Origin of the sequence: Pseudomonas sp. KUIN-1 (assembly GCF_009176725.1) — a bacterium.
Lineage (GTDB): Bacteria > Pseudomonadota > Gammaproteobacteria > Pseudomonadales > Pseudomonadaceae > Aquipseudomonas > Aquipseudomonas fragariae.
Genome location: NZ_AP020337.1, coordinates 239429 through 264020 on the forward strand (window position 1 = coordinate 239429; position 24592 = coordinate 264020).

General features: G+C 60.9%; 23 protein-coding genes. 13 read left to right on the plus strand and 10 right to left on the minus strand.

Annotated features, from left to right (window positions below):
* Nucleotides 1-483: 483 nt before the first annotated feature.
* From argB to coaBC, 4 genes are read right to left on the minus strand one after another with little or no spacing between them, the layout of a single operon-like run.
* Nucleotides 484-1389 carry an acetylglutamate kinase gene (gene argB / locus KUIN1_RS01185; protein WP_002551508.1) on the minus strand — a complete coding sequence of 302 codons (906 nt, stop codon included), beginning with the start codon at nt 1387-1389 and terminating at the stop codon, nt 484-486.
* A 28-nt stretch (nt 1390-1417) separates the two neighbouring features.
* Entirely contained in the window at nt 1418-4003 is a 2586-nt protein-coding gene (locus KUIN1_RS28325; protein ID WP_172980031.1) for a phosphomannomutase/phosphoglucomutase, read from the minus strand.
* A 51-nt stretch (nt 4004-4054) separates the two neighbouring features.
* Entirely contained in the window at nt 4055-4510 is a 456-nt protein-coding gene (gene dut, locus KUIN1_RS01195) for a dUTP diphosphatase (RefSeq protein WP_024641395.1), read from the minus strand.
* Nucleotides 4511-4516: 6 nt separating this feature from the next.
* Nucleotides 4517-5725, minus strand: a complete 1209-nt coding sequence (gene coaBC, locus KUIN1_RS01200) for a bifunctional phosphopantothenoylcysteine decarboxylase/phosphopantothenate--cysteine ligase CoaBC (RefSeq protein ID WP_003414013.1) — start codon at nt 5723-5725, stop codon at nt 4517-4519.
* A 135-nt stretch (nt 5726-5860) separates the two neighbouring features.
* On the opposite strand from coaBC, the gene radC reads away from it, so the two are divergent.
* Complete coding sequence (gene radC, locus KUIN1_RS01205) at nt 5861-6535, plus strand: RadC family protein (RefSeq protein ID WP_003403975.1); 675 nt, start codon at nt 5861-5863, stop codon at nt 6533-6535.
* 133 nt (nt 6536-6668) lie between these two features.
* On the opposite strand, the gene KUIN1_RS01210 is transcribed toward radC, so the two are convergent.
* Nucleotides 6669-8255 (minus strand): ABC transporter substrate-binding protein, encoded by a 1587-nt coding sequence (locus KUIN1_RS01210; protein ID WP_024652151.1) that lies wholly within the window; start codon nt 8253-8255, stop codon nt 6669-6671.
* 364 nt (nt 8256-8619) lie between these two features.
* On the opposite strand from KUIN1_RS01210, the gene rpmB reads away from it, so the two are divergent.
* Complete coding sequence (rpmB, locus tag KUIN1_RS01220; RefSeq protein ID WP_002551514.1) at nt 8620-8853, plus strand: 50S ribosomal protein L28; 234 nt, start codon at nt 8620-8622, stop codon at nt 8851-8853.
* Nucleotides 8854-8864: 11 nt separating this feature from the next.
* Complete coding sequence (rpmG, locus tag KUIN1_RS01225) at nt 8865-9020, plus strand: 50S ribosomal protein L33 (protein ID WP_002551515.1); 156 nt, start codon at nt 8865-8867, stop codon at nt 9018-9020.
* A gap of 81 nt (nt 9021-9101) precedes the next feature.
* Here the strand turns inward: rpmG and KUIN1_RS01230 are convergent, their stop codons facing one another.
* A complete protein-coding gene (locus KUIN1_RS01230; RefSeq protein ID WP_003403970.1) occupies nt 9102-9470 on the minus strand; it encodes a cupin domain-containing protein in 369 nt (122 codons plus the stop codon).
* Between the two features lie 239 nt (nt 9471-9709).
* Here KUIN1_RS01230 and KUIN1_RS01235 point away from each other — a divergent pair, with 239 nt between their 5' ends.
* Nucleotides 9710-11203 carry an aldehyde dehydrogenase gene (locus KUIN1_RS01235; protein WP_058398456.1) on the plus strand — a complete coding sequence of 498 codons (1494 nt, stop codon included), beginning with the start codon at nt 9710-9712 and terminating at the stop codon, nt 11201-11203.
* 249 nt (nt 11204-11452) lie between these two features.
* Nucleotides 11453-12601: an MFS transporter gene (locus KUIN1_RS01240; protein WP_058822803.1), complete on the plus strand. Its 1149-nt coding sequence runs from the start codon at nt 11453-11455 to the stop codon at nt 12599-12601.
* Here KUIN1_RS01240 and KUIN1_RS01245 read toward each other — a convergent pair.
* A complete protein-coding gene (locus KUIN1_RS01245) occupies nt 12598-14178 on the minus strand; it encodes a phospholipase D family protein (protein WP_116886702.1) in 1581 nt (526 codons plus the stop codon). The genes KUIN1_RS01240 and KUIN1_RS01245 overlap by 4 nt on opposite strands.
* Before the next feature lie 72 nt (nt 14179-14250).
* On the minus strand, nt 14251-15672 hold the full coding sequence (locus KUIN1_RS01250) for an aminotransferase-like domain-containing protein (protein ID WP_116886703.1): 1422 nt from the start codon (nt 15670-15672) through the stop codon (nt 14251-14253).
* Between the two features lie 175 nt (nt 15673-15847).
* On the opposite strand from KUIN1_RS01250, the gene KUIN1_RS01255 reads away from it, so the two are divergent.
* Nucleotides 15848-16099, plus strand: a complete 252-nt coding sequence (locus KUIN1_RS01255) for a DUF1127 domain-containing protein (protein WP_003403956.1) — start codon at nt 15848-15850, stop codon at nt 16097-16099.
* Between the two features lie 2 nt (nt 16100-16101).
* On the opposite strand, the gene KUIN1_RS01260 is transcribed toward KUIN1_RS01255, so the two are convergent.
* Nucleotides 16102-17415, minus strand: coding sequence for an NAD(P)/FAD-dependent oxidoreductase (locus KUIN1_RS01260; RefSeq protein ID WP_003403953.1), 1314 nt, complete (start codon nt 17413-17415; stop codon nt 16102-16104).
* Nucleotides 17416-17520: 105 nt separating this feature from the next.
* Here KUIN1_RS01260 and KUIN1_RS01265 point away from each other — a divergent pair, with 105 nt between their 5' ends.
* Entirely contained in the window at nt 17521-17874 is a 354-nt protein-coding gene (locus tag KUIN1_RS01265; protein ID WP_003403950.1) for a YkgJ family cysteine cluster protein, read from the plus strand.
* A gap of 7 nt (nt 17875-17881) precedes the next feature.
* Here the strand turns inward: KUIN1_RS01265 and dadR are convergent, their stop codons facing one another.
* Entirely contained in the window at nt 17882-18370 is a 489-nt protein-coding gene (gene dadR, locus KUIN1_RS01270) for a transcriptional regulator DadR (RefSeq protein WP_003314011.1), read from the minus strand.
* Between the two features lie 157 nt (nt 18371-18527).
* Between dadR and dadA the strand changes: the two genes are divergently transcribed.
* From dadA to KUIN1_RS01305, 6 genes are all read left to right on the plus strand, one after another.
* On the plus strand, nt 18528-19829 hold the full coding sequence (gene dadA / locus KUIN1_RS01275) for a D-amino acid dehydrogenase (RefSeq protein ID WP_152091788.1): 1302 nt from the start codon (nt 18528-18530) through the stop codon (nt 19827-19829).
* Complete coding sequence (locus KUIN1_RS01280; protein WP_024652146.1) at nt 19801-20154, plus strand: RidA family protein; 354 nt, start codon at nt 19801-19803, stop codon at nt 20152-20154. The genes dadA and KUIN1_RS01280 overlap by 29 nt, the downstream gene beginning before the upstream one ends.
* Nucleotides 20155-20228: 74 nt before the next feature.
* Nucleotides 20229-21302 (plus strand): alanine racemase, encoded by a 1074-nt coding sequence (gene alr / locus KUIN1_RS01285; RefSeq protein ID WP_003403944.1) that lies wholly within the window; start codon nt 20229-20231, stop codon nt 21300-21302.
* 125 nt (nt 21303-21427) lie between these two features.
* Nucleotides 21428-21976, plus strand: a complete 549-nt coding sequence (locus tag KUIN1_RS01290) for a cupin domain-containing protein (RefSeq protein ID WP_003314015.1) — start codon at nt 21428-21430, stop codon at nt 21974-21976.
* A gap of 25 nt (nt 21977-22001) precedes the next feature.
* The gene (locus KUIN1_RS01295) at nt 22002-22325 is read left to right on the plus strand and encodes a c-type cytochrome (protein WP_103359455.1); all 324 of its coding nucleotides are present in this window, start codon (nt 22002-22004) and stop codon (nt 22323-22325) included.
* Between the two features lie 301 nt (nt 22326-22626).
* On the plus strand, nt 22627-24558 hold the full coding sequence (locus tag KUIN1_RS01305; RefSeq protein ID WP_116831119.1) for an acetyl-CoA hydrolase/transferase C-terminal domain-containing protein: 1932 nt from the start codon (nt 22627-22629) through the stop codon (nt 24556-24558).
* The last annotated feature ends 34 nt before the right edge of the window (nt 24559-24592 follow it).

Sequence of the window (24592 nt, forward strand, 5' to 3'; positions counted from 1 at the left end):
GGTCTGTTTTTGATTCTGGCCGAAGGCCGTAGGAGCGAACTTGTTCGCGAAAGGGGCCGCCCCCGGACACCTATCGTTCCTCACGCTCCAGCGTGGGAATGCCTGTCGTGACGCTCCGCGTCACAGATCTGCGCCGCGCCACACATTCAGGGCAGGACGCAGAGCGTCCAGAGCGGCATACCCACGCGAAGTTTGGTCGGACACTATCGTCATGCCCGGGTCTGTTTTTGATTCTGGCCGAAGGCCGTAGGAGCGAACTTGTTCGCGAAAGGGGCCGCCGCCAGACACCGATCGTTCCTCACGCTCCAGCGTGGGAATGCCTGTCGTGACGCTCCGCGTCACAGATCTGCGCCGCGCCACACATTCCGGACAGGACGCAGAGCTTCCAGAACGGCATGCCCACGCGGAGCTGTTCTCAATCATCAGCCAACAAAAAGGCCCCGTGAGGGTTAACTCACGGGGCCTTTGGGTGTTACGCCTGAATCAGTGCCGCTTGCGGTTGGTGATCTGGGTACCTACACCGCTGTCGGTGAAGATCTCCAGCAAGACCGCGTTGGGCACTCGACCGTCGATGATGTGCGAGCTGTTGACGCCGCCCTGAACCGCTTCCAGCGCGCAACGAATCTTCGGCAGCATGCCGCCGTAGATGGTGCCGTCGGCGATCAGGCCGTCGACCTGCTCGGTGGTCAGGCCGGTCAGGACTTCGCCCTGCTTGTTCATCAGGCCGGCGATGTTGGTCAGCAGAATCAGCTTCTCGGCCTTGAGGGCTTCGGCAACCTTGCCTGCTACCAGGTCGGCGTTGATGTTGTACGACTCGCCGTCCGGGCCCACGCCGATAGGCGCGATGACCGGAATGAAATCGCCTTTGACCAGCATGTTGAGCAGCCCGGTGTTGACCCCGACCACTTCACCGACCTGACCGATGTCGATGATTTCGGGCTTGGTCATTTCCGGCGTCTGGCGCGTGACGGTGAGCTTCTTCGCACGAATCAGCTCAGCGTCCTTGCCGGTCAGACCGATCGCGCTGCCGCCATGACGGTTGATCAGGTTGACGATGTCCTTGTTGACCTGGCCGCCCAGTACCATCTCCACGACATCCATGGTTTGTGCATCGGTTACACGCATGCCGTCGATGAAGTGGCTCTCGATGGACAGGCGCTTGAGCAGATCGCCGATCTGCGGCCCGCCGCCGTGAACCACTACCGGGTTGATGCCCACCGCTTTCATCAACACGATGTCGCGCGCAAAGCCGGTTTTCAGCTCTTCGCTCTCCATGGCGTTGCCGCCGTACTTGATAACCAGCGTCTTGCCGACAAAGCGGCGAATGTAAGGCAGCGCTTCGGAAAGGACCTTGGCTACATTAGAGGCGGCATCGCGTTCGAGGGTCATTCAGGGCTCCAGTCAAAAGGAAAAACAATCAAAATGGCAGGTCGAGGTCCGGCGCAACTTTCTTCAGTTCTGCGTGGAACACGTCCTTGATACGCTGCAATTCGGCCTCGGTCTCGGCTTCGAAACGCAGCACCAGTACCGGCGTGGTATTGGAAGCGCGAACCAGACCCCAGCCCTTCGGATAGTCCACACGGACACCGTCGATTGTGGTCAGTTTGGCGTCGCCCCACTGCGCATCCGTTTCAAGGGCCTTGATGATGCTGAACTTGGTGACATCCGTCACCTTGATGTTGATTTCAGGCGTCGAAATATCGTTCGGGAAGGTCTCGAACAGGTCTTCGGCGTTGGCCGACTCCTGGCTGAGGATCTCCAGCAGGCGTGCTGCGCTGTAGATACCGTCGTCGAAACCGAACCAGCGTTCCTTGAAGAAGATGTGGCCGCTCATTTCGCCTGCCAGCAGCGCACCGCTTTTCTTCATTTCTTTCTTGATCAGCGAGTGACCGGTTTTCCACATCACCGGACGGCCGCCATGCTCGCTGATCAGCGGAGTCAGGCGGCGTGTGCATTTGACGTCGAAAATGATGTCGGCACCCGGATTGCGCTTGAGCACGTCCAGCGCGAACAGCATCAACAGGCGGTCCGGGTACACCACGTTGCCTGCGTTGGTCACGACACCGACACGGTCGCCGTCACCGTCGAAGGCCAGGCCCAGATCGGCACCGGTTTCCTTGACCTTGGCAATCAGGTCCTGCAGGTTTTCCAGCTTGCCCGGATCCGGGTGATGGTTGGGGAAGTTGCCATCCACTTCCGCGAACAGGGAAATCACTTCACAGCCCAGCGCTTCGATCAGTTGCGGAGCGATCACGCCTGCCGCGCCGTTACCGCAGTCGACCACGACCTTCAGCTTGCGCGCCATGACGATGTCATTCTTGATCTGCTGGAAGTAGCGCTCAAGGATGTCGACCTGGGTGATGCTGCCTTTCTGCGACGTCAGGTTGTTGGTCTTGATGCGCTCGTGCAGCGCCTGGATCTGCTCGTTGGCGAGGGTGTCGCCGGCGATGACGATCTTGAAGCCGTTGTAGTCCTTCGGGTTATGGCTGCCGGTCAGCATGACGCCGGTCTTGCCGGCCAGCACGTTGGCTGCGTAATACAGCGCAGGCGTTGGCACCAGGCCTACATCGCTGACGTGACAGCCGCTGTCGTGCAGACCTTGAATCAGTTGCTGTACCAGTTCAGGACCGGAAAGCCGACCGTCGCGGCCAACGCTGACGTTGGGTTCGTTCTGCGCCAGGCTTTCGGAGCCGATGGCGCGGCCGATCCAGTAAGCCGTTTCAGCGTTGAGGGTGTCCCCGACCACGCCACGGATGTCGTAGGCACGGAAAATAGTCTCGGGAAGGTTGGGTGCCACGGATGCTGGACTGTTCATAGCGAGGTTATGCTCCGATCTCAGGAAGTCCTGGTTTTCGTCGAGAAGGTCGATATCAAGGATATCGGTATCTTGAAACAGCGGATCGGTCCAGTCGGTGCGTGATGCAGCCACGGTGGACGAAGCACTGCCTTTGGCAATATCTGCATCGCGCTGCTCGCCCGCCGCCAGGACAGGCGCTGCCTGAGGCTGACTACGAAGCGAGACACGAGCAAGGACCTGAGCCAGACCACTAAGGGCCGGGAGGCTCAAACCGAAGGGTTTGACGGCTTTTCCGCGTGAGAGTTCTTGGAGCAGCTGATCCAGTTGCCGTGCGTCGGCGCAAATACGCTTCTGCAGGGCCCGTTCGTTACGGTGCAAGCCAAGCAGCACGCCCGCTGCAGCGATAATCAGTGCCAGCAGCAGAAGCATCACGGACGGTGAGGTTTTCAGCCCGGGGCCGGGCGTGAACTCGAGTTTCCAGCCAGGATAACCGGTATCGAAAGCCTGGGCTTTGCCTTCCTCGGCCTGACCGCGTTGCAGGAACACCTGAGCAGGTCCGCTGCCGAATTGCTGGCTGAGCACCACTTGCCCGGCGTCGGCAGGCAGCGCCGGCAAGGCATTGAGCAAGCGCTGCAGGTCAAAGACCAGCAGCAGCGTACCCACCACCGGCTGACTGGCAGCGGCACGCACCGGCGCAGCGCTGTAGATCAACCAGCGCTCGCCGACCTTGCGCGCCTCCGGGGCGACGGCCTCACCTTGTGCGGCCTTGTTGAGCATATCCAGGGTGGCGAAACTGACGGGCAGTGCGCCTTGCGTATCCACATCGGCCAGCCCCTTGGGGTAAAGCCGAGCGCCTGCGAGGCCGTCCCAACGGGTGAATCGATCCTGAGCGGCCAGCAGGGCAGCGGCATCATTGCTTTGCAATGTCTGGACAAGCGCCGCCCCGGATGCTGCTGACTGGGTGTCCGCGTTGATCTGGCGCAGCGCCAGACCCACCGCTGCCGCCTGATTGCCGCCCCAGGCCTGAACCAGCTGGTCCTGTTGCTGCGGGCCGGTGGCCAGAGCCATCCAGACCAGCGCCGCAGCGATGAGCAGGCCGATGGCGGCAGGCACCAGGCCGGGCGCTAGGCCTGTGAGGCTCGCAGCCGGAGGCGAGTTGTCGGTGGGTATGGCGTGCTGTGAAGCGCTGTGCTGACTACCTTTCACCGACCTCTCCCTGAGCCTTGTTCCGAACCCGGATTATGTGCCGAATGGCGATCAATGACTGCCGGAATGACCGAAGCCGCCAGCGCCACGCTGACTTTCGTCGAACGCTTCAACCAGCTCGAAGTGCGCCTGTACGACCGGCACCAGGACCAATTGGGCGATGCGCTCGCCGACGGCGATGTTGAAAGCCGTCTGGCCGCGGTTCCAGCAGGAGACCATCAGTTCGCCCTGGTAATCGGAGTCGATCAGGCCTACCAGATTGCCCAGCACGATGCCGTGTTTGTGGCCCAGGCCGGAGCGCGGCAGGATCAGCGCGGCAAGACCCGGATCGCCAATGTAAATCGACAGGCCGGTAGGGATCAGCAGGGTCTGGCCCGGCTCAAGGAGCGTGTCTTCCTTGAGCATGGCGCGCAGGTCCAGGCCAGCCGAGCCGGTAGTGGCGTAAGCCGGCAGCGGAAATTCGTTGCCAATGCGAGGGTCGAGGATCTTGGCTTGTAGAGCGTGCATTCGTAGTTAAACCTGATTCATGCGGTCGGCGATAAAAGTGACCAGCTGGCGAGCGATCTTGGCCTTGCTGGTCTGGGCGAAAAGCGTTGCGTGCAACCCTCGGTCAATCACGCTGCAGGCGTTTTCCTCACTATTGAAGCCGATGCTCGGGTTCGCGACATCGTTGGCGACAATCAGGTCGAGGTTCTTGTCCTTGAGCTTGCGGGCAGCGTAGTCGAGCAGGTGTTCGGTCTCGGCGGCAAAGCCGACACTGAAGGGGCGATCCGGGCGGGTTGCGATGGTCGCCAGAATATCCGGATTGCGCACCATCTGCAGCAGCAAGCCGTCACCGTTCGAAGGATCTTTCTTCAATTTGTGCGGGGCAACGACTTCCGGGCGGTAGTCGGCCACGGCTGCCGAGGCGATGAACAGGTCGCAGGGGATGGCCGCCTCACACGCTGCCAGCATGTCGCGGGCGCTGACCACGTCGATACGCGAGACGCGATCAGGCGTAGGCAGGTTGACCGGCCCGGTGATCAGCGTGACGCGAGCGCCGGCTTCCACCGCCGCTTCGGCCAGTGCAAAGCCCATTTTTCCGGAGCTGTGGTTGGTGATGTAGCGCACCGGGTCGATGTTTTCCTGGGTCGGGCCTGCGGTGATCAGCACATGCTTGCCGGTCAGGGTCAGGCGCTGGAAGCAGTCGGCCGCGCACTGGGCCAGGTCGTCGGCCTCCAGCATGCGCCCGAAGCCGACATCGCCACACGCCTGACTGCCGGACGCCGGCCCGAACACACGAAAATCGCGCTCTTCGAGCAGGCGGGTATTGGCCTGCACGGAGGCGTCACGCCACATCGCCTGGTTCATCGCCGGGGCGATGGCGACAGTCGCGTCGGTGGCCAGCACGATGGTGGTCAGCAGGTCGTTGGCGATGCCTTGCGCCAGGCGCGCGATGAGGTCGGCGGTGGCCGGTGCGATGAGGATCAGGTCGGCCCATTTGGCCAGTTCGATATGGCCCATCGCGGCCTCGGCAGCCGGATCGAGAAGGTCCAGGTGCACAGGGTGCCCGGACAGGGCCTGCATGGTCAGCGGGGTGATGAACTCGGCCCCGCCCCGGGTCATGACCACACGCACTTCAGCGCCCTGATCGCGCAGGCGGCGGACCAGTTCAGCGCTCTTGTAGGCCGCGATGCCGCCGCCGACGCCAAGAACGATGCGTTTTCGATACAGCCGCTGCATAGACCTGCCTTTTTGGTCGAGTGAACACACGACGGCCATGACGCCTCCCCAGGCCAGATCGTCGTGCAAAAAAGATGGGCTAAGATAGCACAGCGACCGCACCGGAACAGCGGTGCCCAATCACATGGAGGTGCTATGAGTATTCGCAGTTGGCCCGCGGCTGAACGCCCCCGGGAACGCTTGTTGGAGTTGGGGGCGGCGAGCCTTTCCGACGCCGAGTTGCTGGCTATCTTTTTACGCACCGGCGTGGCCGGAAAAAGCGCTGTAGACCTTGCGCGTCATCTGCTGAATCAATTTGACGGGCTCAGACCGTTACTGGATGCGGATCTGTCGGCATTCACCTCGCAACTGGGGCTCGGGCCTGCCAAGTTCGCTCAGTTGCAGGCCGTGATGGAAATGGCGCGTCGGCACATGGCCGAGTCCCTGCGCCGTGAATCAGCGCTGGAAAACCCGACCCAGGTTCGCAGCTATCTCAAGGCCCTGCTGCGGCATGAGCCGCACGAAGTCTTCGGCTGCCTGTTTCTCGATAACAAGCACCGGGTCATGACCTTCGAGATATTGTTTCGCGGGACGATCAACGCGTCTTATGTACACCCGCGCCAGGTGGTGAAACGCGCGATGGCGCACAACGCTGCCAGCCTGATCCTTTGTCACAACCATCCTTCCGGTATCACCACGCCCAGCCGTTCCGACATCGACCTGACCAAGCGCCTCAAGGAAGCACTGCTGCTGGTGGACGTTCATGTGCTTGACCACGTGATCGTTGGGGACGGCGAGCCACTGTCGATGGTGGAGCGCGGGCTGATGTAGCGCCCACGCAGAGCGATAGGGTGGCACTCGGATTATCGTTCTCACGCTCTGCGTCCGGTCTTCAGACGGGGCGTGCCAATGCAGCAGGCATTGGCACGCCATCACCCAGAGAGGCCGAGGTCAGTCTGGCGACTTACTTGACCTGCACCTTGTAGAAATCCTGCCTGCCGAACGGGCTGACCTGATAGCCAGTGACGTCCTTGCGCACCAGCGTAGCGGCTGTCGGGTGGGCGAGGGGGATCCACAGTGCCTGCTGTTGAATCTGCTGCTGGGCCTGGTGATACAGCTTGCTGCGCTCGGCCTGGCCGCTGACGGATTTACCGTCTGCGATCAGCTTGTCCAGTGTCTTGTCGCAATAGCGGGCGAAGTTGGTGCCCGATTGCACGGCCGCACACGAGAACTGCGGGGTCAGGAAGTTATCCGGGTCGCCATTGTCGCCCGCCCAGCCCATGAACAGCAGGTCATGCTCGCCAGCCTTGGCGCGGCGAATCAGCTCGCCCCACTCAATGATCTTGATCTCGGCATCGATGCCGACCTGTTTCAAATCAGCCTGCAGCAATTGAGCACCCAGGCTCGGGTTCGGATTCAGCAGGCTCCCGGAAGGTCGTGTCCAGATGGTGGTCTTCAAACCCTCTTTTACACCGGCCTTGGCCAGCAGCGCCTTGGCCTTGGCAACATCGTGCTGATAGCCGGGCAGGTCCTTGGCGTAACTCCAGGTGTTGGGCGGGTAAGGGCCGTTGGCCTTTTCAGCGGTGCCTTCGAACACGGCTTTCAGGTAATTGTCCCTGTCGAACGCCAGATTGATGGCCTGGCGAACTTCCGGCTTGTCGAACGGCGGGTGCTGGCTGTTGATCGCGACAAACGCGGTCATGAACGCTTCAGTTTTCTCCACCTTGAGCGAGTCGTCCTTGCTGGCTGCCTGAATATCCAGGGGCTTGGGCGAGAGCGCTATCTGGCATTCGTCCTGACGGATTTTCTGCAGGCGCACATTGGCGTCCGGGGTGATGGCATACACCAGCGTGTCGATATCAGATTTGCCGGCGAAGTAATCGTCGAACGCCTCGTAGCGCACCACAGCATCTTTCTGGAAGCGCTTGAACACGAACGGCCCGGTGCCGATCGGCTGACTGTTGAGTTTTTCCGGCGTGCCCGCTTTCAACAGCTGCGCAGTATATTCGGCTGAATAGATGGAGGCGAAACCCATGCTCAGCGTGGCCAGGAAGGTCGAGTCCGCATGGTTGAGCGTGAAGCGCACGGTGTGTGCATCAGGCGCTTCGATGCTCTTGATCAACGCGGGCAACTGCATGGACTGCGCATGCGGGAAACCGCTCTGGGCGATCTTGTGCCACGGGTTCTGCGGGTCGAGCATGCGCTGGAAGCTGAACAGCACGTCATTCGCGCTCAGCTCGCGAGTCGGCTTGAAATAATCGGTGGTGTGGAATTTCACTCCGGGGTGCAGCTTGAAGTCGTACGTCAGGCCGTCTTTGGACACGGTCCAGCTATCTGCCAGGCTCGGCACCAGCTTGCCGCTCTTGGCATCGAAGTCTACAAGGCGGTTCATCAGCACGTCGGCCGATGCGTTGGTGGTGGTCAGCGAGTTGTACTGTACAACGTCGAAGCCCTCGGGGCTGGCTTCGGTGCAGACCACAAGGTTCGATGCCTGGGCAGCGACGGGAAGCAGGAGTGGAACGAGTAAAAAAGGGAGTGCAGCTAGGCGCATGGCGTTATTTCCTGTTCAGAAAGGGCCCCATCTGCCGGCGCAGTCTGGTGAGGGACTAACCCTAGACCATGTGCTGGCGCAGAACAATCGTCACGGCGCGACGAGCGGTCGATTTGCCTGTGCCCCCGCAGTGCTTGAGCATACCGCCTCGCGAGGCGTGATCATTCGGGTCAAAGTGCTTTGCCTGTTGTTGTGCCCAAGGCTTTCTGGTATAAAGCAGCGCTCTTTTCTAGGGGCCCGGTTCCTTCACTGTAGGTGTAGCCGGTAAGACCCTTAAAGAAACGCGGCGCCTGGCGCCAAATGACTGAGAGATTAAGCGGCCAACCCATGCCGGGTTGGGCATGTGGTTTTAGAGGGCTGAGGCATGTCGAGAGTATGTCAAGTTACCGGTAAGGGTCCGGTGACTGGGAATAACATTTCCCACGCAAACAACAAAACCCGTCGTCGTTTCCTGCCAAACCTGCAGCATCATCGCTTCTGGGTTGAAGGCGAGAAGCGTTTTGTTCGTCTGCGCGTATCTGCTAAAGGCATGCGTATCATCGACAAGCGTGGCATTGAAGTTGTGCTCGCTGAACTGCGTCGCGACGGCAAAATTTAAGGGAGAAAATCATGCGTGAATTGATCCGTTTGGTGTCGAGCGCTGGTACAGGCCATTTCTACACCACCGACAAGAACAAACGTACTACCCCGGATAAAATCGAAATCAAAAAATTCGATCCGGTTGTACGCAAGCACGTGATCTACAAAGAAGGCAAAATCAAGTAATTGATTCTGTCGGCTACAAAAAAACCCGCTCTGGCGGGTTTTTTTGTGCCTGCGCTCCTGGCGTCGCTGCCAGGGTGGTATTTATTTATCTGCAGCCGCCTCAAACACCACATAAATCTTGCGGCATGTTTCCAGCACCTCCCAGGTACCCTTGAAGCCTGCCGGGATCACGAAACGGTCGCCTGCGCGCAGGGTTTTCGCGTGGCCCTGCTCGTCGCGCAGGACTGAAACACCCTGCACAATCTCGCAATACTCATGCTCTGAATAATTCACCTGCCACTGCCCGGGCTCGCCATTCCAGACGCCCGCGCTCATCTGTCCGCAGGGGCTGTTGTAGTGGTTGTAGAGGGTTTGTGCCGGGTCGCCCTTGAAGACTTTTTCCGGTGCAGGGCGATAGTGCTCGGCGGCGGTGCTGGCTTCACTGAAGTCGACGATGCTTTCGATGCTCATGATGGGCCCCTTGTCCTGAATGCGTTGAAGGTTTGACGTGCGTGCAGCGCGTTAGTGCCTCGGCGCGCGTACGGAGCTGTTTAATAAAATCAACATAAAAGCACCGTAGCGGCTATTTATGTCAAATATATTGGTTTTGTCGGGCCGCTGGTTTAGGGTAACGGCCGTCCTGAAAAATTTCAGATTGTGTCTTCAATCAACCATGACACACCCACATTCAACAAGAGGAGGACATGCAAATGACCACCCTGACTCGTGCTGACTGGGAGCAACGCGCCCGGAATTTGAAGATCGAAGGCCGTGCCTTCATTCAAGGTGAATACACCGCAGCCTCCTCCGGCGAGACGTTTGACTGCATCAGCCCGGTCGATGGCCGGTTGCTTGCCAAGGTTGCCAGCTGCGACACCGCTGACGCGCAACGCGCCGTCGACAGCGCGCGCAGCGCCTTCAACTCCGGCGTCTGGTCACGACTGGCCCCGGCGAAACGCAAGGCCACCATGATCCGTTTCGCGGGGTTGCTTGAGCAGAATGCTGAAGAGCTGGCCCTGCTTGAAACGCTGGACATGGGCAAGCCGATCAGCGACTCGCTGGGTGTCGACATACCCGGCGGCGCCCGGGCCCTGAGCTGGAGCGGCGAGGCCATCGACAAGCTGTATGACGAAGTCGCGGCAACGCCTCATGACCAACTGGGCCTGGTAACACGCGAGCCGGTGGGTGTCGTCGCCGCCATCGTACCGTGGAATTTTCCGCTGATGATGGCCTGCTGGAAGCTGGGGCCTGCCCTGTCCACCGGCAACTCGGTCATCCTCAAGCCCTCGGAAAAATCTCCGCTGACGGCCATTCGTATCGCACAACTGGCCATCGAGGCTGGCATTCCAGCGGGCGTGCTCAACGTACTGCCTGGCTATGGCCACACCGTCGGCAAGGCGCTTGCCCTGCATATGGATGTAGACACTGTGGTGTTCACCGGCTCGACCAAGATCGCCAAGCAACTGATGATCTATGCGGGCGAATCGAACATGAAGCGCGTCTGGCTGGAAGCCGGCGGCAAGAGCCCGAATATCGTCTTTGCCGACGCGCCTGATTTGCAGGCCGCCGCCAGCGCAGCCGCCAGCGCGATTGCCTTCAACCAGGGCGAAGTCTGCACCGCCGGTTCACGCCTGTTGGTCGAGCGCTCCATCAAGGATCGCTTCCTGCCGATGGTGATCGAGGCGCTCAGTGCCTGGAAGCCCGGCAACCCGCTTGACCCTGCGACCACTGTGGGCGCGCTGGTCGATACCCAGCAGATGAATACCGTGTTGTCTTATATCGAAGCGGGCCATACCGATGGCGCCAAACTGGTTGCGGGCGGCAAGCGCATTCTGCAGGAGACCGGCGGCACCTATGTCGAGCCGACCATTTTCGACGGCGTGAACAACGCGATGAAAATCGCTCAGGAAGAAATCTTCGGCCCGGTGCTTTCGGTGCTGACGTTCGATACTGCCGAAGAGGCGATCCAGATCGCCAACGACACGCAGTATGGCCTGGCGGCTGCCGTATGGACCGCGAACATCTCCAAGGCGCACCTGACCGCCAAGGCTTTGCGCGCAGGCAGCGTATGGGTCAACCAGTACGACGGCGGCGACATGACCGCACCGTTCGGTGGCTTCAAACAGTCGGGCAACGGTCGTGACAAGTCGCTGCATGCGTTCGACAAATACACCGAGCTGAAGTCGACCTGGATCAAGCTGTAGTCATTTGCCTATCGCTCCGAGGCTCTGCCCTCGGAGCATTGGCACGATGGGGTCTCAAGATCATCGCCCCCACGCTCCGCGTCCTGGCTTTGATGTGCGTAGCGGCACGGATGTGTGACGCGGAGCGTCACGGGCTGCATGCCAACGCGGAGCATTGGCATGATGGTCATCTCAAGATTGATCATCGCGCCACACAGGATTTGTACAAGGCGATGAGCGCGTAGCGTGGCGCCGGGCAGGAGCGTGGAAATGCGTTGGGGTACTTATTTTGCTGTGCTGGCGTCCGTGCTGGGTGTCGGTCTGGCAATGGGCGTCAGCATGCCGCTGGTTTCATTGCGGCTGGCAGGCTGGGGCTATGGCTCGTTTGCCATTGGCATCATGGCGGCGATGCCGGCGGTGGGTGTGCTGCTCGGCGCGGCGCTGGCCAGTCGTCTGGCGGCGCGCTTCGGCACTGCCAATTTGATGCGCCTGTGCTTATGGGCCGGGGCGGTTTCGGTCGGCGCGCTGGCGCTGCTGCCGTATTACTGGATCTGGCTGGTCTTGCGCCTGACGCTAGGGGTGATTCTGACCATCGTCTTCGTGCTGGGTGAAAGCTGGATCAATCAGCTGGTCATCGAGCGCCTGCGCGGGCGTCTGGTGGCGCTGTATGGCAGCACCTACGCATTGAGTCAACTGGCAGGTCCGCTGCTGCTGGGCGTGATCGGCACCCAGGCCGACTATGGTTTCTGGATTGGCGTAGCGCTGCTGGTCGGCTCACCGTTTCTGCTGCTGGGGCGTACCGGCGCGCCGTCGACCGAATCCTGCAACGTGACGTTTGCCGATCTGTCCGGCTTCTGTCGCGGCATGCCTGCGATCGCCTGGGCGGTCGCCCTGTTTGCTGCGTTCGAAGCGCTGATCCTCACCCTGTTGCCGCTTTACTGCATACGCCACGGCTTCACCCCGGAAATCGCCCTGATCATGGTCAGCGTTGTGGTGGTGGGTGATGCGCTGCTGCAACTGCCGATCGGCATGCTCGCCGACCGCATTTCACGTCGCGCGATGTTCACCGGCTGCGCCGCCTTGCTACTGGCGTCCAGCCTGCTGGTGCCATTGCTGATCGACACCGTTCTGATCTGGCCACTGTGGACCGTCTTCGGTGCCAGTGCCGGCGGGCTGTTTACCCTGTCGCTGATTCTGATCGGCGAACGCTATCGCGATGATTCGCTGGTCCGCGCCAACGCACATGTGGCGCAACTGTGGGGCATCGGCTGTCTGCTCGGCCCGTTGATAGCCGGCGCGGGCAGCCAGTGGGTCAGTGGCGAGGCCTTGCCGTTGATGATGGCTGCTGGGGCTCTGGGCCTGCTGATACTGATCCGGCGACGTGGCGCGTTCGGCGATGCCCAGGCTGTGCCCGCTTAAAGCATTCTTTCCAGGCCGATGGCGCGGCTCATCCACGCGTTGAAACGCCGCCACCAGTCGCCCGGTTCGGTATGCAGAGTGTGGATCTGGCCGTTGTCTTCGGTCACCCACACCACTTTGCCGTCCTCCAGCCGCGCTTCATAGGTGAGCGACGGGGCCATGCCCTGCAAGGTCAGTTCGCGCAATTCTTCAGCCAGTTGCGGGCTGTCGACCAGCACGCCGACTTCGGTATTCCACAGCACAGAGCGCGGGTCGAAGTTGAATGAGCCGACAAAGACCTTCTGCCGATCAAAGATCATCGCCTTGCTGTGCAGGCTTGATTCGGAACTGACCAGGGAATGGCTTTTCTTGAACAGGTGCGGACCGCTGCCGCGCATCGTCTCGGTATCGCCAGGCTGTCGGCGCAGCTCGAACAGCTTCACGCCATGCTCCAGCAGTGCCTTGCGGTACGGCGCATAGCCGCCATGCACGGCGGGCACGTCGGTGGCTTCCAGGGAATTGGTCAGCAGGCTGACATTGACGCCGGCATCGGCCCGGCCGGTGAGGTACAGCAAGCCTTCCGGGCCCGGTACAAAGTAGGCCGAGATCAGCATCAGTTCCTTGTGAGTGTTCAGCAGTTCAGGCGCCAGTTGCGTGGTCAGCAGCAGGTGCGGATCAGGCTCGCCCTGCGCCAGAACCTTGGTCGGTGCGTCCCACAGCGCCTGGTTGTATGCCCAGACCAGCTCGTTGAGCCAGGTTTTCATGCGCGGCTGGGTCTTGTAGGCCATCAGTCGCTCATACAGCGCCTTGTGCTGCTGGTGCGCCTGCTCCAGAGAATCGTCCAGCTTGCGCCGGGCCTCGGCCAGATCCTCGCCGTCGGGCAGGAAATAGATGAATTCACCGATAGGCTTGCTGAGCGTGCTGTTCCAGTACTGGTCGAAGCTGTGGCCGAGCTGCTCGGCCACCGGCCCCACGCTGAGCATGTCGATATCGGTGAAGTTCAGGTTCGGCTCGGCATCGAAGTATTCATCGCCCAGGTTGCGCCCGCCGACGATGGCCACACTGCTGTCGGCCAGCCACAGCTTGTTGTGCATGCGCCGGTGCTGGCGCGACAGGTTCATCAGGCGCCCGAGGCTGCGGGTGATGCCGGTCTCGCGCCCCAGGTTTTGCGGATTGAACAGGCGAATCTGGATGTTCGGGTGAGCGGCGAGGGTGGCGATGGCCTGATCCAGACCGTCGCTGGTGGTGTCGTCCAGCAGGATGCGCACACGAACGCCACGGTCAGCCGCCTTGAGCAGTTCGTCGATCAGGGCGCGCGTACTCAGGCCGTCGTGGACGATGTAATACTGCAGATCAAGGCTGCTTTTGGCGTTGCGGATCAGTTCGGCGCGAGCCTTGAACGCGTCACTGCTGTCAGGCAGCAGGCGGAAGCCAGAACGTCCCTCATGCGGCACGGCCATGGCCTGGATCGAACGGCCGAACGCGGAATCTGAAGACGGCATGGCCTGGCTTGGCTCACTGGTGACCTGTTGATGCGCGCAACCGCTGACGCACAACGCAACCAGCAAGCAAAAGGGCAAGGCCCATGAGTTATTCAAATTGATCTTCCGCGTCTGGACATGGCTCGACTTGGCGATATGACCCGCAAAACCGGGAAAGATTTGCCCGCATCAGTCAGTTTGCGCATTCAGTAGCGCAATTGTCTCGCCGACGATACGCACCGCGCTTTCGATTTCGCGGCTGGGTTTGGTCGCGAAGTTCATGCGCATGCAGTTGCGATACTTGCCCGATGCCGAAAAGATACTGCCCACCGCAATCTGCACACCCTTGCCCAGCAAGGCGCGGTTCAGGCGCAGGGTGTCGAAGCCTTCGGCCAGCTCCACCCACAGCATGAAACCGCCTTGCGGCCGGCTGGCGCGGGTGCCCTCGGGGAAATAGCGCATCACCCAGTCGATCATCTGGTCGCGACTGCGCTGGTATTGGCTACGCATGCGTCGCACGTGGGGCTCGTAATGGCCGCCTTCGATGAAATCGGCGATGGCCAATTGTGGCTGCGGGGCGGTGGAGCCGGTGCTGATGTATTTCATGTGCAGCACCTGCTCCAGATAACGGCCCGGCGCTACCCAGCCGATTCGCAGCCCCGGTGCCAGGGTCTTGGAAAACGAACTGCACAACAGCACGCGACCGTCTTCGTCGAAGGATTTGATGGTGCGCGGGCGAGGGTAGTTGTAGGCCAGGTCGCCATACACATCATCTTCGATGATCGCCACGTCGAAGCGTTGTGCCAGGGTCAGCAGCGCCCGCTTGCGCGCTTCGGGCATGACATAACCCAGCGGGTTGTTGCAGTTGGGCGTCAGTTGAATAACCTTGATCGGCCATTGCTCCAGCGCCAGTTCCAGCGCTTCGAGGCTGATGCCGGTCAACGGGTCGGTAGGGATTTCCATGGCTTTCATGCCCACGCCCTTGAGCGTCTGCATGGCGCCGAAGAAGCTTGGCGAGTCCACCGCCACGATGTCCCCCGGCGAGCAGATGGCCCGGACACTGGCTGATAGCGCTTCATGACAGCCATTGGTGACGATCAGGTCATTGGCGGTCAGGCTGCAGCCCGAGTCGAGCATCAGCCGGGCAATCTGTTCGCGCAGCCTGCGCACGCCGTAGATGTTGTCGTAATACAGCCCCGGCATGTCCTGATGGCGACTCAACTGACTCAGCGCGCGCATCAAAGGTTTCAGGGTCGGGCTGGTGACATCCGGCATGCCGCGCCCCAGTTGCGTGACGGCTTCAAGGGGCGCCACGCGAATCAGGTCCAGCACCTGATCCCATTGAGAGATATCCACAGGCCGCTGCACAGGCCTGCCGACCGCTGGCAGCGCAGGGGCTTTTCGGCTGACCGAGACGAAGTAGCCGGATTTGGGTTTCGGCGCGGCCAGGCCATGGTCTTCCAGCACCCGATACGCTTGCTGCACGGTGCTAAGACTGACGCCATGCTCGACGCTCAACGCGCGTACCGAGGGCAGGCGGTCGCCGGGGCGGTAGAAGCCGTTTTCGATGCGCGAGCCGAGCAGTTCGGCGAGGTTGACGTAGAGCGTCATGGCGTACTCTCAGGAATTCGAATGCGGTAAAGCAATACAGATTGGCCGGAAATATAGCATTCAGTGGCGTTTTTGAATCATCTGTATGGAAAATATAAGAGGCTTTTGAATCTGTATTGGTTTTGCCGTTCGCTTCATCATGAACCCACAGCCACCCAGGATGAGGGAACAGGACATGAACGGGTTCAGCGATGTGCGCCTTGCGCTTCACAGCCAGGAACTGAATGAATATCGGCCAGCGACGGTCAGAACCGTTCGCTCGAACAAGGCCGATCTGTTGGCAGGCATGGGGCGCTGGGCACTGTATCGCCATCGCTGGGCGTCGCGCCGCAGCTTGCTGACACTGACCGACGACCAGTTGCGCGACATTGGCCTGGATTTCCGCCAGGCGCGGGTCGAGGCCATGAAGCCGTTCTGGAGGCCCTGAGCCTAGCGCAGCTCTTTGAGACGGTGCCAGAGCATGCCCAATGCCAGCAGAGGCGAGCGCAAGTGCTTGCCGCCGGGAAAGGTCATGTGCGGCACTTTGGCGAACAACTCGAAACCATCGCTGTGTTGCCCGGCGATGGCTTCGGCCAGCAGCCGGCCCGCGAGATGCGTGGCATTCAGACCGTGGCCCGAGTAGGCCTGCGCATAAAACACGTTGGGGTGCTGCTTGAGCCGGCCTATCTGCGGCAGGCGATTGGCGCCGATGCCGATCATCCCGCCCCACTGGTAATCGATCTTCACGGCGGCCAGTTGCGGGAACACATCGAGCATCTTCGGCCGCATGTACGCGGCGATGTCCTGAGGGTCACGCCCCGAGTAATGGCAGGCACCGCCGAACAGCAAGCGGCGGTCGGCAGACAGCCTGTAGTAATCCACCGTCACCCGCTGATCACACACCGCCATGTCCTGCGGCAACACTTCACGGGCCTGCGCTTCGCTCAACGGCTCGGTGGCGATGATGTAGCTGCCGGCAGGCAACACCTTGCCGCTGATTTCCGGATTCAAGTCATTGAGGTAGGCGTTGCAACCCAGCACCAGGGTCTGCGCCTGCACCGAACCGGCAGCCGTATGCACCCTGACCTGCGGGCCATAATCAATGTTCGTCACCGCTGAATGCTCGAACAACTGAACGCCGAGCGACTGCGCTACCGCCGCTTCGCCCAAGGCCAGGTTCAACGGATGTAAATGCCCCGAGCCCATATCGATCAGGCCGCCGACATAGCGCGATGAGCCCACCACGCTGTGCATCTCTTCCGGTTGCAGCAGCTGCAGTGCATGGCGATAACCCAGGCTGCGCAACTCTTCTGCATCTTCAGCAAGGCTGTGCAGGTCGCGGGGCTTGTTGGCCAGATCGCAATAACCCCACTTCAGGTCGCAATCGATAGCGTACCGCTCGATGCGCTGACGCACGATCTCGACGGCCTCGATGCCCAGCAGTTTGAGCTGCCGCACGCCTTCGCTGCCGATGACATTGGCGAACTGTTCGACACCATGACCGACCCCGCGAATCAACTGGCCGCCATTGCGCCCGCTGGCCCCCCAACCGATCTTGCGCGCTTCGAGCAACGCAACGCTGAACCCGCGCTCGGCCAGTTCGATGGCGGTATTGAGGCCGGAGAATCCACCGCCGACCACGCACACATCGACCTTCACCTCACCTTGCAGCGCAGGATGATCCGCTTGTGCATGACTGCTGGCGGCGTAATAGGAGGCAACGTGCTGATCTTGACGGGGCGTGTTCTGAACGCGGGCGTTCATGAGCGTGTCCTGTTGGTGGCGGATGGCGTGTCGGGAGGATAAGCCGCTGTCATGAGCCTGCCAACTGAGGCAAACTCTCGGCCTTGTGCATGAGTGGTCGAGTCAATGAGCTGCAACCGTCAGAAAATAGCGGATCTGCGTCGCCAGATTCCTTCGTTCGAATGTGTGCCCGGCTGCCACGACTGCTGCGGGCCGGTGACCACCTCGCCCGAAGAAATGTCGCGTCTGCCGCGCAAGACGGCTGCCGAGCAGGAAGCTGCGCTGGATGAACTCAATTGCGTTCACCTTGGGCCGCAAGGCTGCACCGTGTATGACGAGCGCCCGCTGATCTGCCGCCTGTTCGGCACCACCGCAAGCCTGCCCTGCCCGAATGGCCGTCGCCCGGTCGAACTGATTCATCCACGGGTCGAAAAGCAGATACACGAATATATGGCCTCGACCCGTCAGGTACTCGTATAGCAGGCAATCAGTCGGGAATCGGCAGATTCAGGCTCTCTTTGACTTCCTCCATGACGATGTAGCTCTTGGACTCACGCACATGCGGCAGTTTGAGCAGGATATCGCCCAGCAGTTTGCGGTAGGAGGCCATTTCGGAAATCCGCGCCTTGACCAGGTAGTCGAAGTCGCCGGACACCAGATGGCACTCCAGCACATGGGGCAGCTTCAGCACGGCACGGCGGAATTCTTCGAAGGTGTCGCCAGACTTGTAGTCCAGGCTGATCTCGACGAATACCAGCAGGCTGGCCTTGAGGCTTTGCGGGTTCAGTCGGGCGGTGTAGCCCATGATGATCCCTTCGCGTTCCAGCCTGCGCACCCGTTCGGTACAGGGCGTGGTAGACAGGCCGACCCGCTCGCCAAGCTCGGTGAACGAGATGCGCCCGTCGGCCTGCAGGATGCGCAGAATGTTGCGATCTATCTTGTCCAGTTCACGATTTGACTGGTGTTGAGTGCGCACGGGTCATTTCCCCTCTAGCAAAGCGTTTATCGCCGCGAATAAACACTGAATATAAATCTTTATACAGTGAGAAGCACTGCTCATTGCTCAATATACTGCGCACATTCTTGCTTAAAACTTCGAATTGTCAGCGGATATCCGCGATGAGGTCATCGACATGCGCGTTCTGGTCCTGGGTAGTGGCGTCATCGGTACAACCAGTGCTTATTATCTGGCGCGTGCCGGTTTCCAGGTGACTGTCGTTGACCGTCAGCCTGCTGCTGCCATGGAAACCAGTTTTGCCAATGCCGGCCAGGTTTCTCCGGGCTATGCGTCGCCATGGGCTGCGCCGGGTGTTCCGCTCAAAGCGCTCAAATGGCTGCTGCAGCGTCATGCGCCATTGGCGATCAAGGCAACAGCGGATATCGATCAGTACCTGTGGATGGCGCAAATGCTGCGCAACTGCACGGCCAGCCGCTATGCCGTCAATAAAGAACGCATGGTACGCCTGTCCGAATACAGCCGCGATTGCCTGGATGAACTGCGCCTCGAGACCGGCATTGCCTACGAAGGACGCAGCCTGGGCACCACGCAGTTGTTCCGTACCCAGGCCCAGCTGGATAACGCTGCCAAAGACATCGCTGTGCTCGAGCAGTCCGGTGTGCCCTATGAACTGCTCGATCGCGACGGCATTGCCCGTGTCGAGCCCGCGCTGGCCGGCGTGACCGGCATCCTCAGCGGCGCGTTGCGCCTGCCCAACGACCAGACCGGTGACTGTCAGCTGTTCACCACGCGCCTGGCGGAAATGGCCGTGGCGCTGGGTGTCGAGTTCCGCTACGGGCAGAACATCGAACGCCTCGATCACGCTGGCGACCGCATCAATGGCGTGTGGATCGACGGCAAGCTGGAGACCGCCGATCGTTACGTGCTGGCGCTGGGCAGTTACTCGCCGCAGTTGCTCAAGCCGCTGGGCATCAAGGCACCGGTCTATCCGCTGAAGGGCTATTCGCTGACCGTGCCGATCACCAACCCGGACATGGCACCGACTTCGACCATTCTCGATGAAACCTATAAAGTCGCGATCACTCGTTTCGACAACCGGATCCGCGTCGGCGGCATGGCGGAAATCGCCGGTTTTGACCTGTCGCTCAATCCGCGTCGACGCGAAACACTGGAGATGATCGTCGGTGACCTCTATCCTCAGGGCGGCGACCTGACCCAGGCCGATTTCTGGACCGGGTTGCGTCCGACCACGCCCGACGGTACACCGATTGTGGGTGCGACACCGTTCTGTAACCTGTTCCTCAATACCGGCCATGGCACCCTGGGCTGGACGATGGCGTGTGGTTCCGGTCGTTTGCTGGCAGACCTCATCGCCCGCAAGACACCTCGTATCAGTGCTGAAGGCCTTGATATCTCTCGTTACGGCAATACCCAGGAGAATGCACAGCATGTCCATCCAGCGCCAGCTCACCAATGAGCGCATGAGTCAGGTCGTTGTCCACAATGGCACCGTCTATCTGTCGGGCCAGGTCGGCAATGACATGACCGCCGGTGTCGAGCAGCAGACCCGAGAGGTTCTGAGCAGCATCGAGCGCCTGCTCGACCTGGCCGGCACCGACAAGACGCGTATCCTGTCGGTCACCATTTACCTGAAAGACATCGACGCCGACTTCGCCGGCATGAACAGCGTCTGGGACAAATGGCTGCCCAAGGGTTTCGCGCCTGCACGCGCAACGGTCGAGGCCAAGCTGTGCGAGCCGGAAATCCTCGTTGAACTGTCGGTGGTTGCCGCGCTGCCCTGACTCCCTTTTGCCCGGCGCGTCCCTGCGTCGGGTTGATCTTCCCCTTCCATCCTTTCAGGCAAGTAAACGTCATCATGCGTCCAGCCCGCGCCTTTATCGATCTTCAGGCACTGCGTCACAACTACCAATTGGCCCGTGAAAGCAGCGGCGGCAAAGCGCTCGCCGTCGTCAAGGCCGATGCCTACGGCCACGGCGCGGTGCGCGTCGCGCAGGCACTGGAAGCGCAGGCCGACGGTTTTGCAGTGGCTTGCATCGAAGAGGCGCTAGAGCTGCGTGCGGCAGGTATCCGTGCGCCCGTCCTGCTGCTCGAAGGCTTTTTCGAAGCCGACGAGCTGGCGCTGATTGTCGAGCATGACCTGTGGACCGTTGTACACGCGACCTGGCAACTGGAAGCTATCGAGCAGGCGCGCCTGGGCAAGCCGATAACCGTCTGGCTCAAGCTCGACACCGGCATGCACCGGGTCGGCCTGCATCCTCACGAGTACCAGGCGGGTTATCAGCGTCTGCTGGCAACCGGCAAAGTGGCCAGGATCGTGCTGATGAGCCACTTCTCCCGCGCCGATGAGCTGAACAGCGGCTGCAGTGATGAGCAGCTCGCCGTATTCGAGACCTTTCGCAAGGGGCTGGCAGCAGAAACCAGTCTGAAAAACTCCCCGGCGGTGCTGGGCTGGCCACAGATTCCGAGTGACTGGTCGCGCCCGGGCATCATGCTCTACGGTGCTACGCCGTTTGATCAGGTGCACCCGCTGGCGGATCGCCTGCAACCGGTGATGACCCTGGAATCGAAGATCATCAGCGTGCGTGAACTGCCCGTTGGTGAGCCCGTGGGCTATGGCGCGACATTTGTCTGTGACCGGCCGTTGCGTATCGGTGTAGTGGCGATGGGGTACGCCGACGGCTATCCGCGTCACGCGCCGACCGGCACGCCCGTGCAGATCGATGGCCAGCCATCCAGGCTGCTCGGACGCGTGTCCATGGACATGCTCTGCGTGGACCTCACCGAGGTGCCGCAGGCCGGGCTCGGCAGCCGCGTCGAGCTGTGGGGCAAGCAGGTGCTCGCCAGTGAAGTGGCCCAGCGCGCAGAAACCATTCCCTACGAAATCTTCTGCAATCTGCGTCGCGTTCCGCGCATCTATTCCGAGGACTGATTCAGCCCTCTGTGCTCCAGGCCGCGGTGGGTCAGGTGTCTGTCGAAGTGTTGTAAATATCGAACGCTGTTGCCATGATGGCGTTCACATCGACTAGACCTGACAAAACCTGGGGGAATATCGCATTGGACGTGGGTGAACGACTGCAATCGATTCGCAAGCTCAAAGGCTTGTCCCAGCGTGAACTCGCCAAGCGCGCAGGTGTGACCAACAGCACCATCTCCATGATCGAAAAAAACAGCGTCAGCCCTTCGATCAGTTCGCTGCGCAAGGTGCTCGGCGGCATCCCCATGTCCATGGTCGAATTTTTCTCGGAAGAGTCCGTGCCCGAAAACGCGGCTCAAGTGGTCTACAAGGCCAGCGAGCTGATTGATATATCGGACGGTGCCGTGACCATGAAGCTGGTCGGCAAATCGCATCAGGGCCGTGCCATCGCCTTTCTCACCGAAACCTATCCACCGGGTGCCGATACCGGCGAAGAGATGCTCGTCCACGAAGGCGAAGAGACCGGCATCCTCGTCGAGGGGCGGCTGGAACTGGTGGTCGGGCTGGATACCTACGTGCTCGAAGCGGGTGACAGCTATTATTTCGAAAGCACCCGGCCGCATCGCTTTCGTAACCCGTTCGACGTCCCGGCACGATTGATCAGTGCGGCCACCCCGGCCAATTTCTGACCCGCCCCCTTGCGATGAGTGACGCGTGAAACTGACCTGGAAGATTCTGAGCAGCGCAGGCGTTCTGACGTTGTGGGCGCTCAATGTGCAAGCCGCCGATACCGCCCGAGCGCCTGACGACATCATCGCGGCGCATTGTGTTGCCTGTCACAGCGTAGGTCTGCTCAACGCGCCGAAGATCGGTGACACGGCGGCCTGGGAACAGCGCGCCCAGCAAAAAGGCGGCCTTGATGGACTGCTGGCCAGCACCATCAAAGGCCTCGGCATCATGCCCCCGAAAGGCACCTGCGGCGATTGCACAAACGATGAACTGAAGAGCGCCATCCAGAGCATGTCCGGGCTGAAGTGAGGTGCACCCTCGTTCCCGTGCCTGAGCGCCCGGCGCTGTGCATACGTTTTGTGGGAGCGAGCCGGGCGACGCTTCGCTTGCTCGCGAAGATGATGTTTAGATCGATGCATTTTTGGCGATATTACACGCCCTTTTCGCGAACAAGTTCGCTCCTACGCCCTTTGGGCAGAAGCCTGGAAGCCTTTTGTTCCGGGCGTTCCAGGGATTGTGTATAACGATGATGCTCTGCGTGGCGAGCATGCAGCACTTTGACGTTGTCGCCTGTCCAACCTGCACCCAATAACAATTCAGGAGAGCTGGGATGCCGTATTCCTGTTCCATCGAGCATGCCGTCGATCACGTTCTGGCGCAGCTACCCGAGCATATCCACCTGGGGATGCCGCTGGGTCTGGGCAAGCCCAACCGGTTCGTCAACGCGTTGTACCAGCGCATCAGCGAGTTGCCCGAACGACGGCTGACGATCTACACCGCGCTGACACTCGGGCGGCCGACGCCGGGGGAGGGTTTGCAGGCGCGGTTTCTGGAGCCGTTTCTGGAGCGCGTCTTCGCTGACTATCCGGAGCTCGATTTCCTCGCTGCACTGCGCCGCGACAAACTCCCTGCCAATATCCATGTGCAGCAATTCTTCATGCAGCCGGGCAGTCTGCTCAACAGCCACTCAGCCCAGCAAGACTACGTCAGCAGCAATTACAGCCATGCCGCCCGCGACATCAATGCCAATGGCCTGAATCTGGTCGCGCAACTGGTGGCCCGTGACGAACAGCGCCCAGGCACGTTGAGCCTGAGCTGTAACCCGGACGTGACCCTCGACCTGTTGCCCATGATCGCCAAGCGCCGGGCCGCCGGGGAGACCATTCTGATGCTCGGCCAGGTGCACGCCGACCTGCCTTACATGCCGGGCGAATCGGAACTGGATGTCGACGCCTTCGATGTGCTGATCGACGAAGACGAGCGCAGTACGCTGTTTTCCACTCCCAATATGCCGGTGGGCTATCAGGACCACCTGATCGGCCTGCACGCCAGCACATTGGTGCGTGACGGCGGCACGTTACAGATCGGCATCGGCTCGATGGGCGATGCACTGACTGGCGCGCTGCTGGCTCGCCAGGCCGATAACGAAACCTGGCGCGGCCTGCTGGCCGAGTTGAACATGAGTAACTGGCAGACCCTGATAGATCGGGAAGGTGGCGTTCAGCCGTTCGCCAGCGGCCTTTACGGTTGCAGCGAAATGTTCGTCAACGGCCTGCTGGTACTCGCCGACGCGGGCGTCGTGCGGCGCAAGGTGTATGCCGATGCAGAACTGCAACGGCTGGCCAACATGGGCACGCTGGATGAGGATGCCCATCCCGGTGGCGTTGTCGTGCATGGCGGCTTTTTCCTCGGCCCGCGCAGTTTTTACGCGCGGCTGCGCGAGCTGCCCGCCGAGCGGCTGGCACAGTTCAACATGACCGCCATCAGCTACATCAACGAGCTTTACGGCCAGGAAGAACTCAAGCGCCTGCAACGCCGCGATGCGCGCTTCATCAACAGCGCGTTTACCGTCACCCTGATGGGCGCGGCAGTGGCTGATCAGCTGGAAGACGGCCGGGTGCTCAGTGGCGTGGGCGGTCAGTACAACTTCGTGGCGCAGGCCCATGCACTGGAAGGCGCCCGCTCGATTCTGATGCTGCGCAGCTGGCGCGAGTCGGGCGGCGAGGTCAGCTCCAACATCGTCTGGCAGTACGGCCACACCACCATTCCCCGACACTTGCGCGACATTGTCGTGACCGAATACGGCATCGCCGATCTGCGTGGGCAGACCGATGCGACGGTGATCGAGCGGATTCTGAACATCACCGACTCGCGGTTTCAATCGGGCCTGATCGAGCAGGCGCAAAAGGCTGGCAAGCTACCCAAGGACTTCCGTCTCGATCCGCGCTTCACTGACAACACACCCGAGCGCCTCAAGGACACCGCATCACGCTACCCGTCACTGTTTACCGAATACCCGCTGGGTTGCGACTTTACCGCCGAGGAGCGCGACCTGCTGAGAGCCTTGAACTGGCTGAAGAGCAAGCTCAAGCTCACTGAAATCCTCGAGCTGGGCAAGGCGACCCTCGACGCTCCCGACCCCGAAGCCTTCCTCGCGCACTTGCAGCGCATGCAGCTCGACGCGCCGCAGGGCTTGCGCGAAGAGTTGTATCAGCGGCTGTTGCTGGCCGGGTTGCAGAACAGCACCGGGCTTGCCGGTTAAGACGCGGGCACTGATCGTTGCCGTTGGCGAGGAT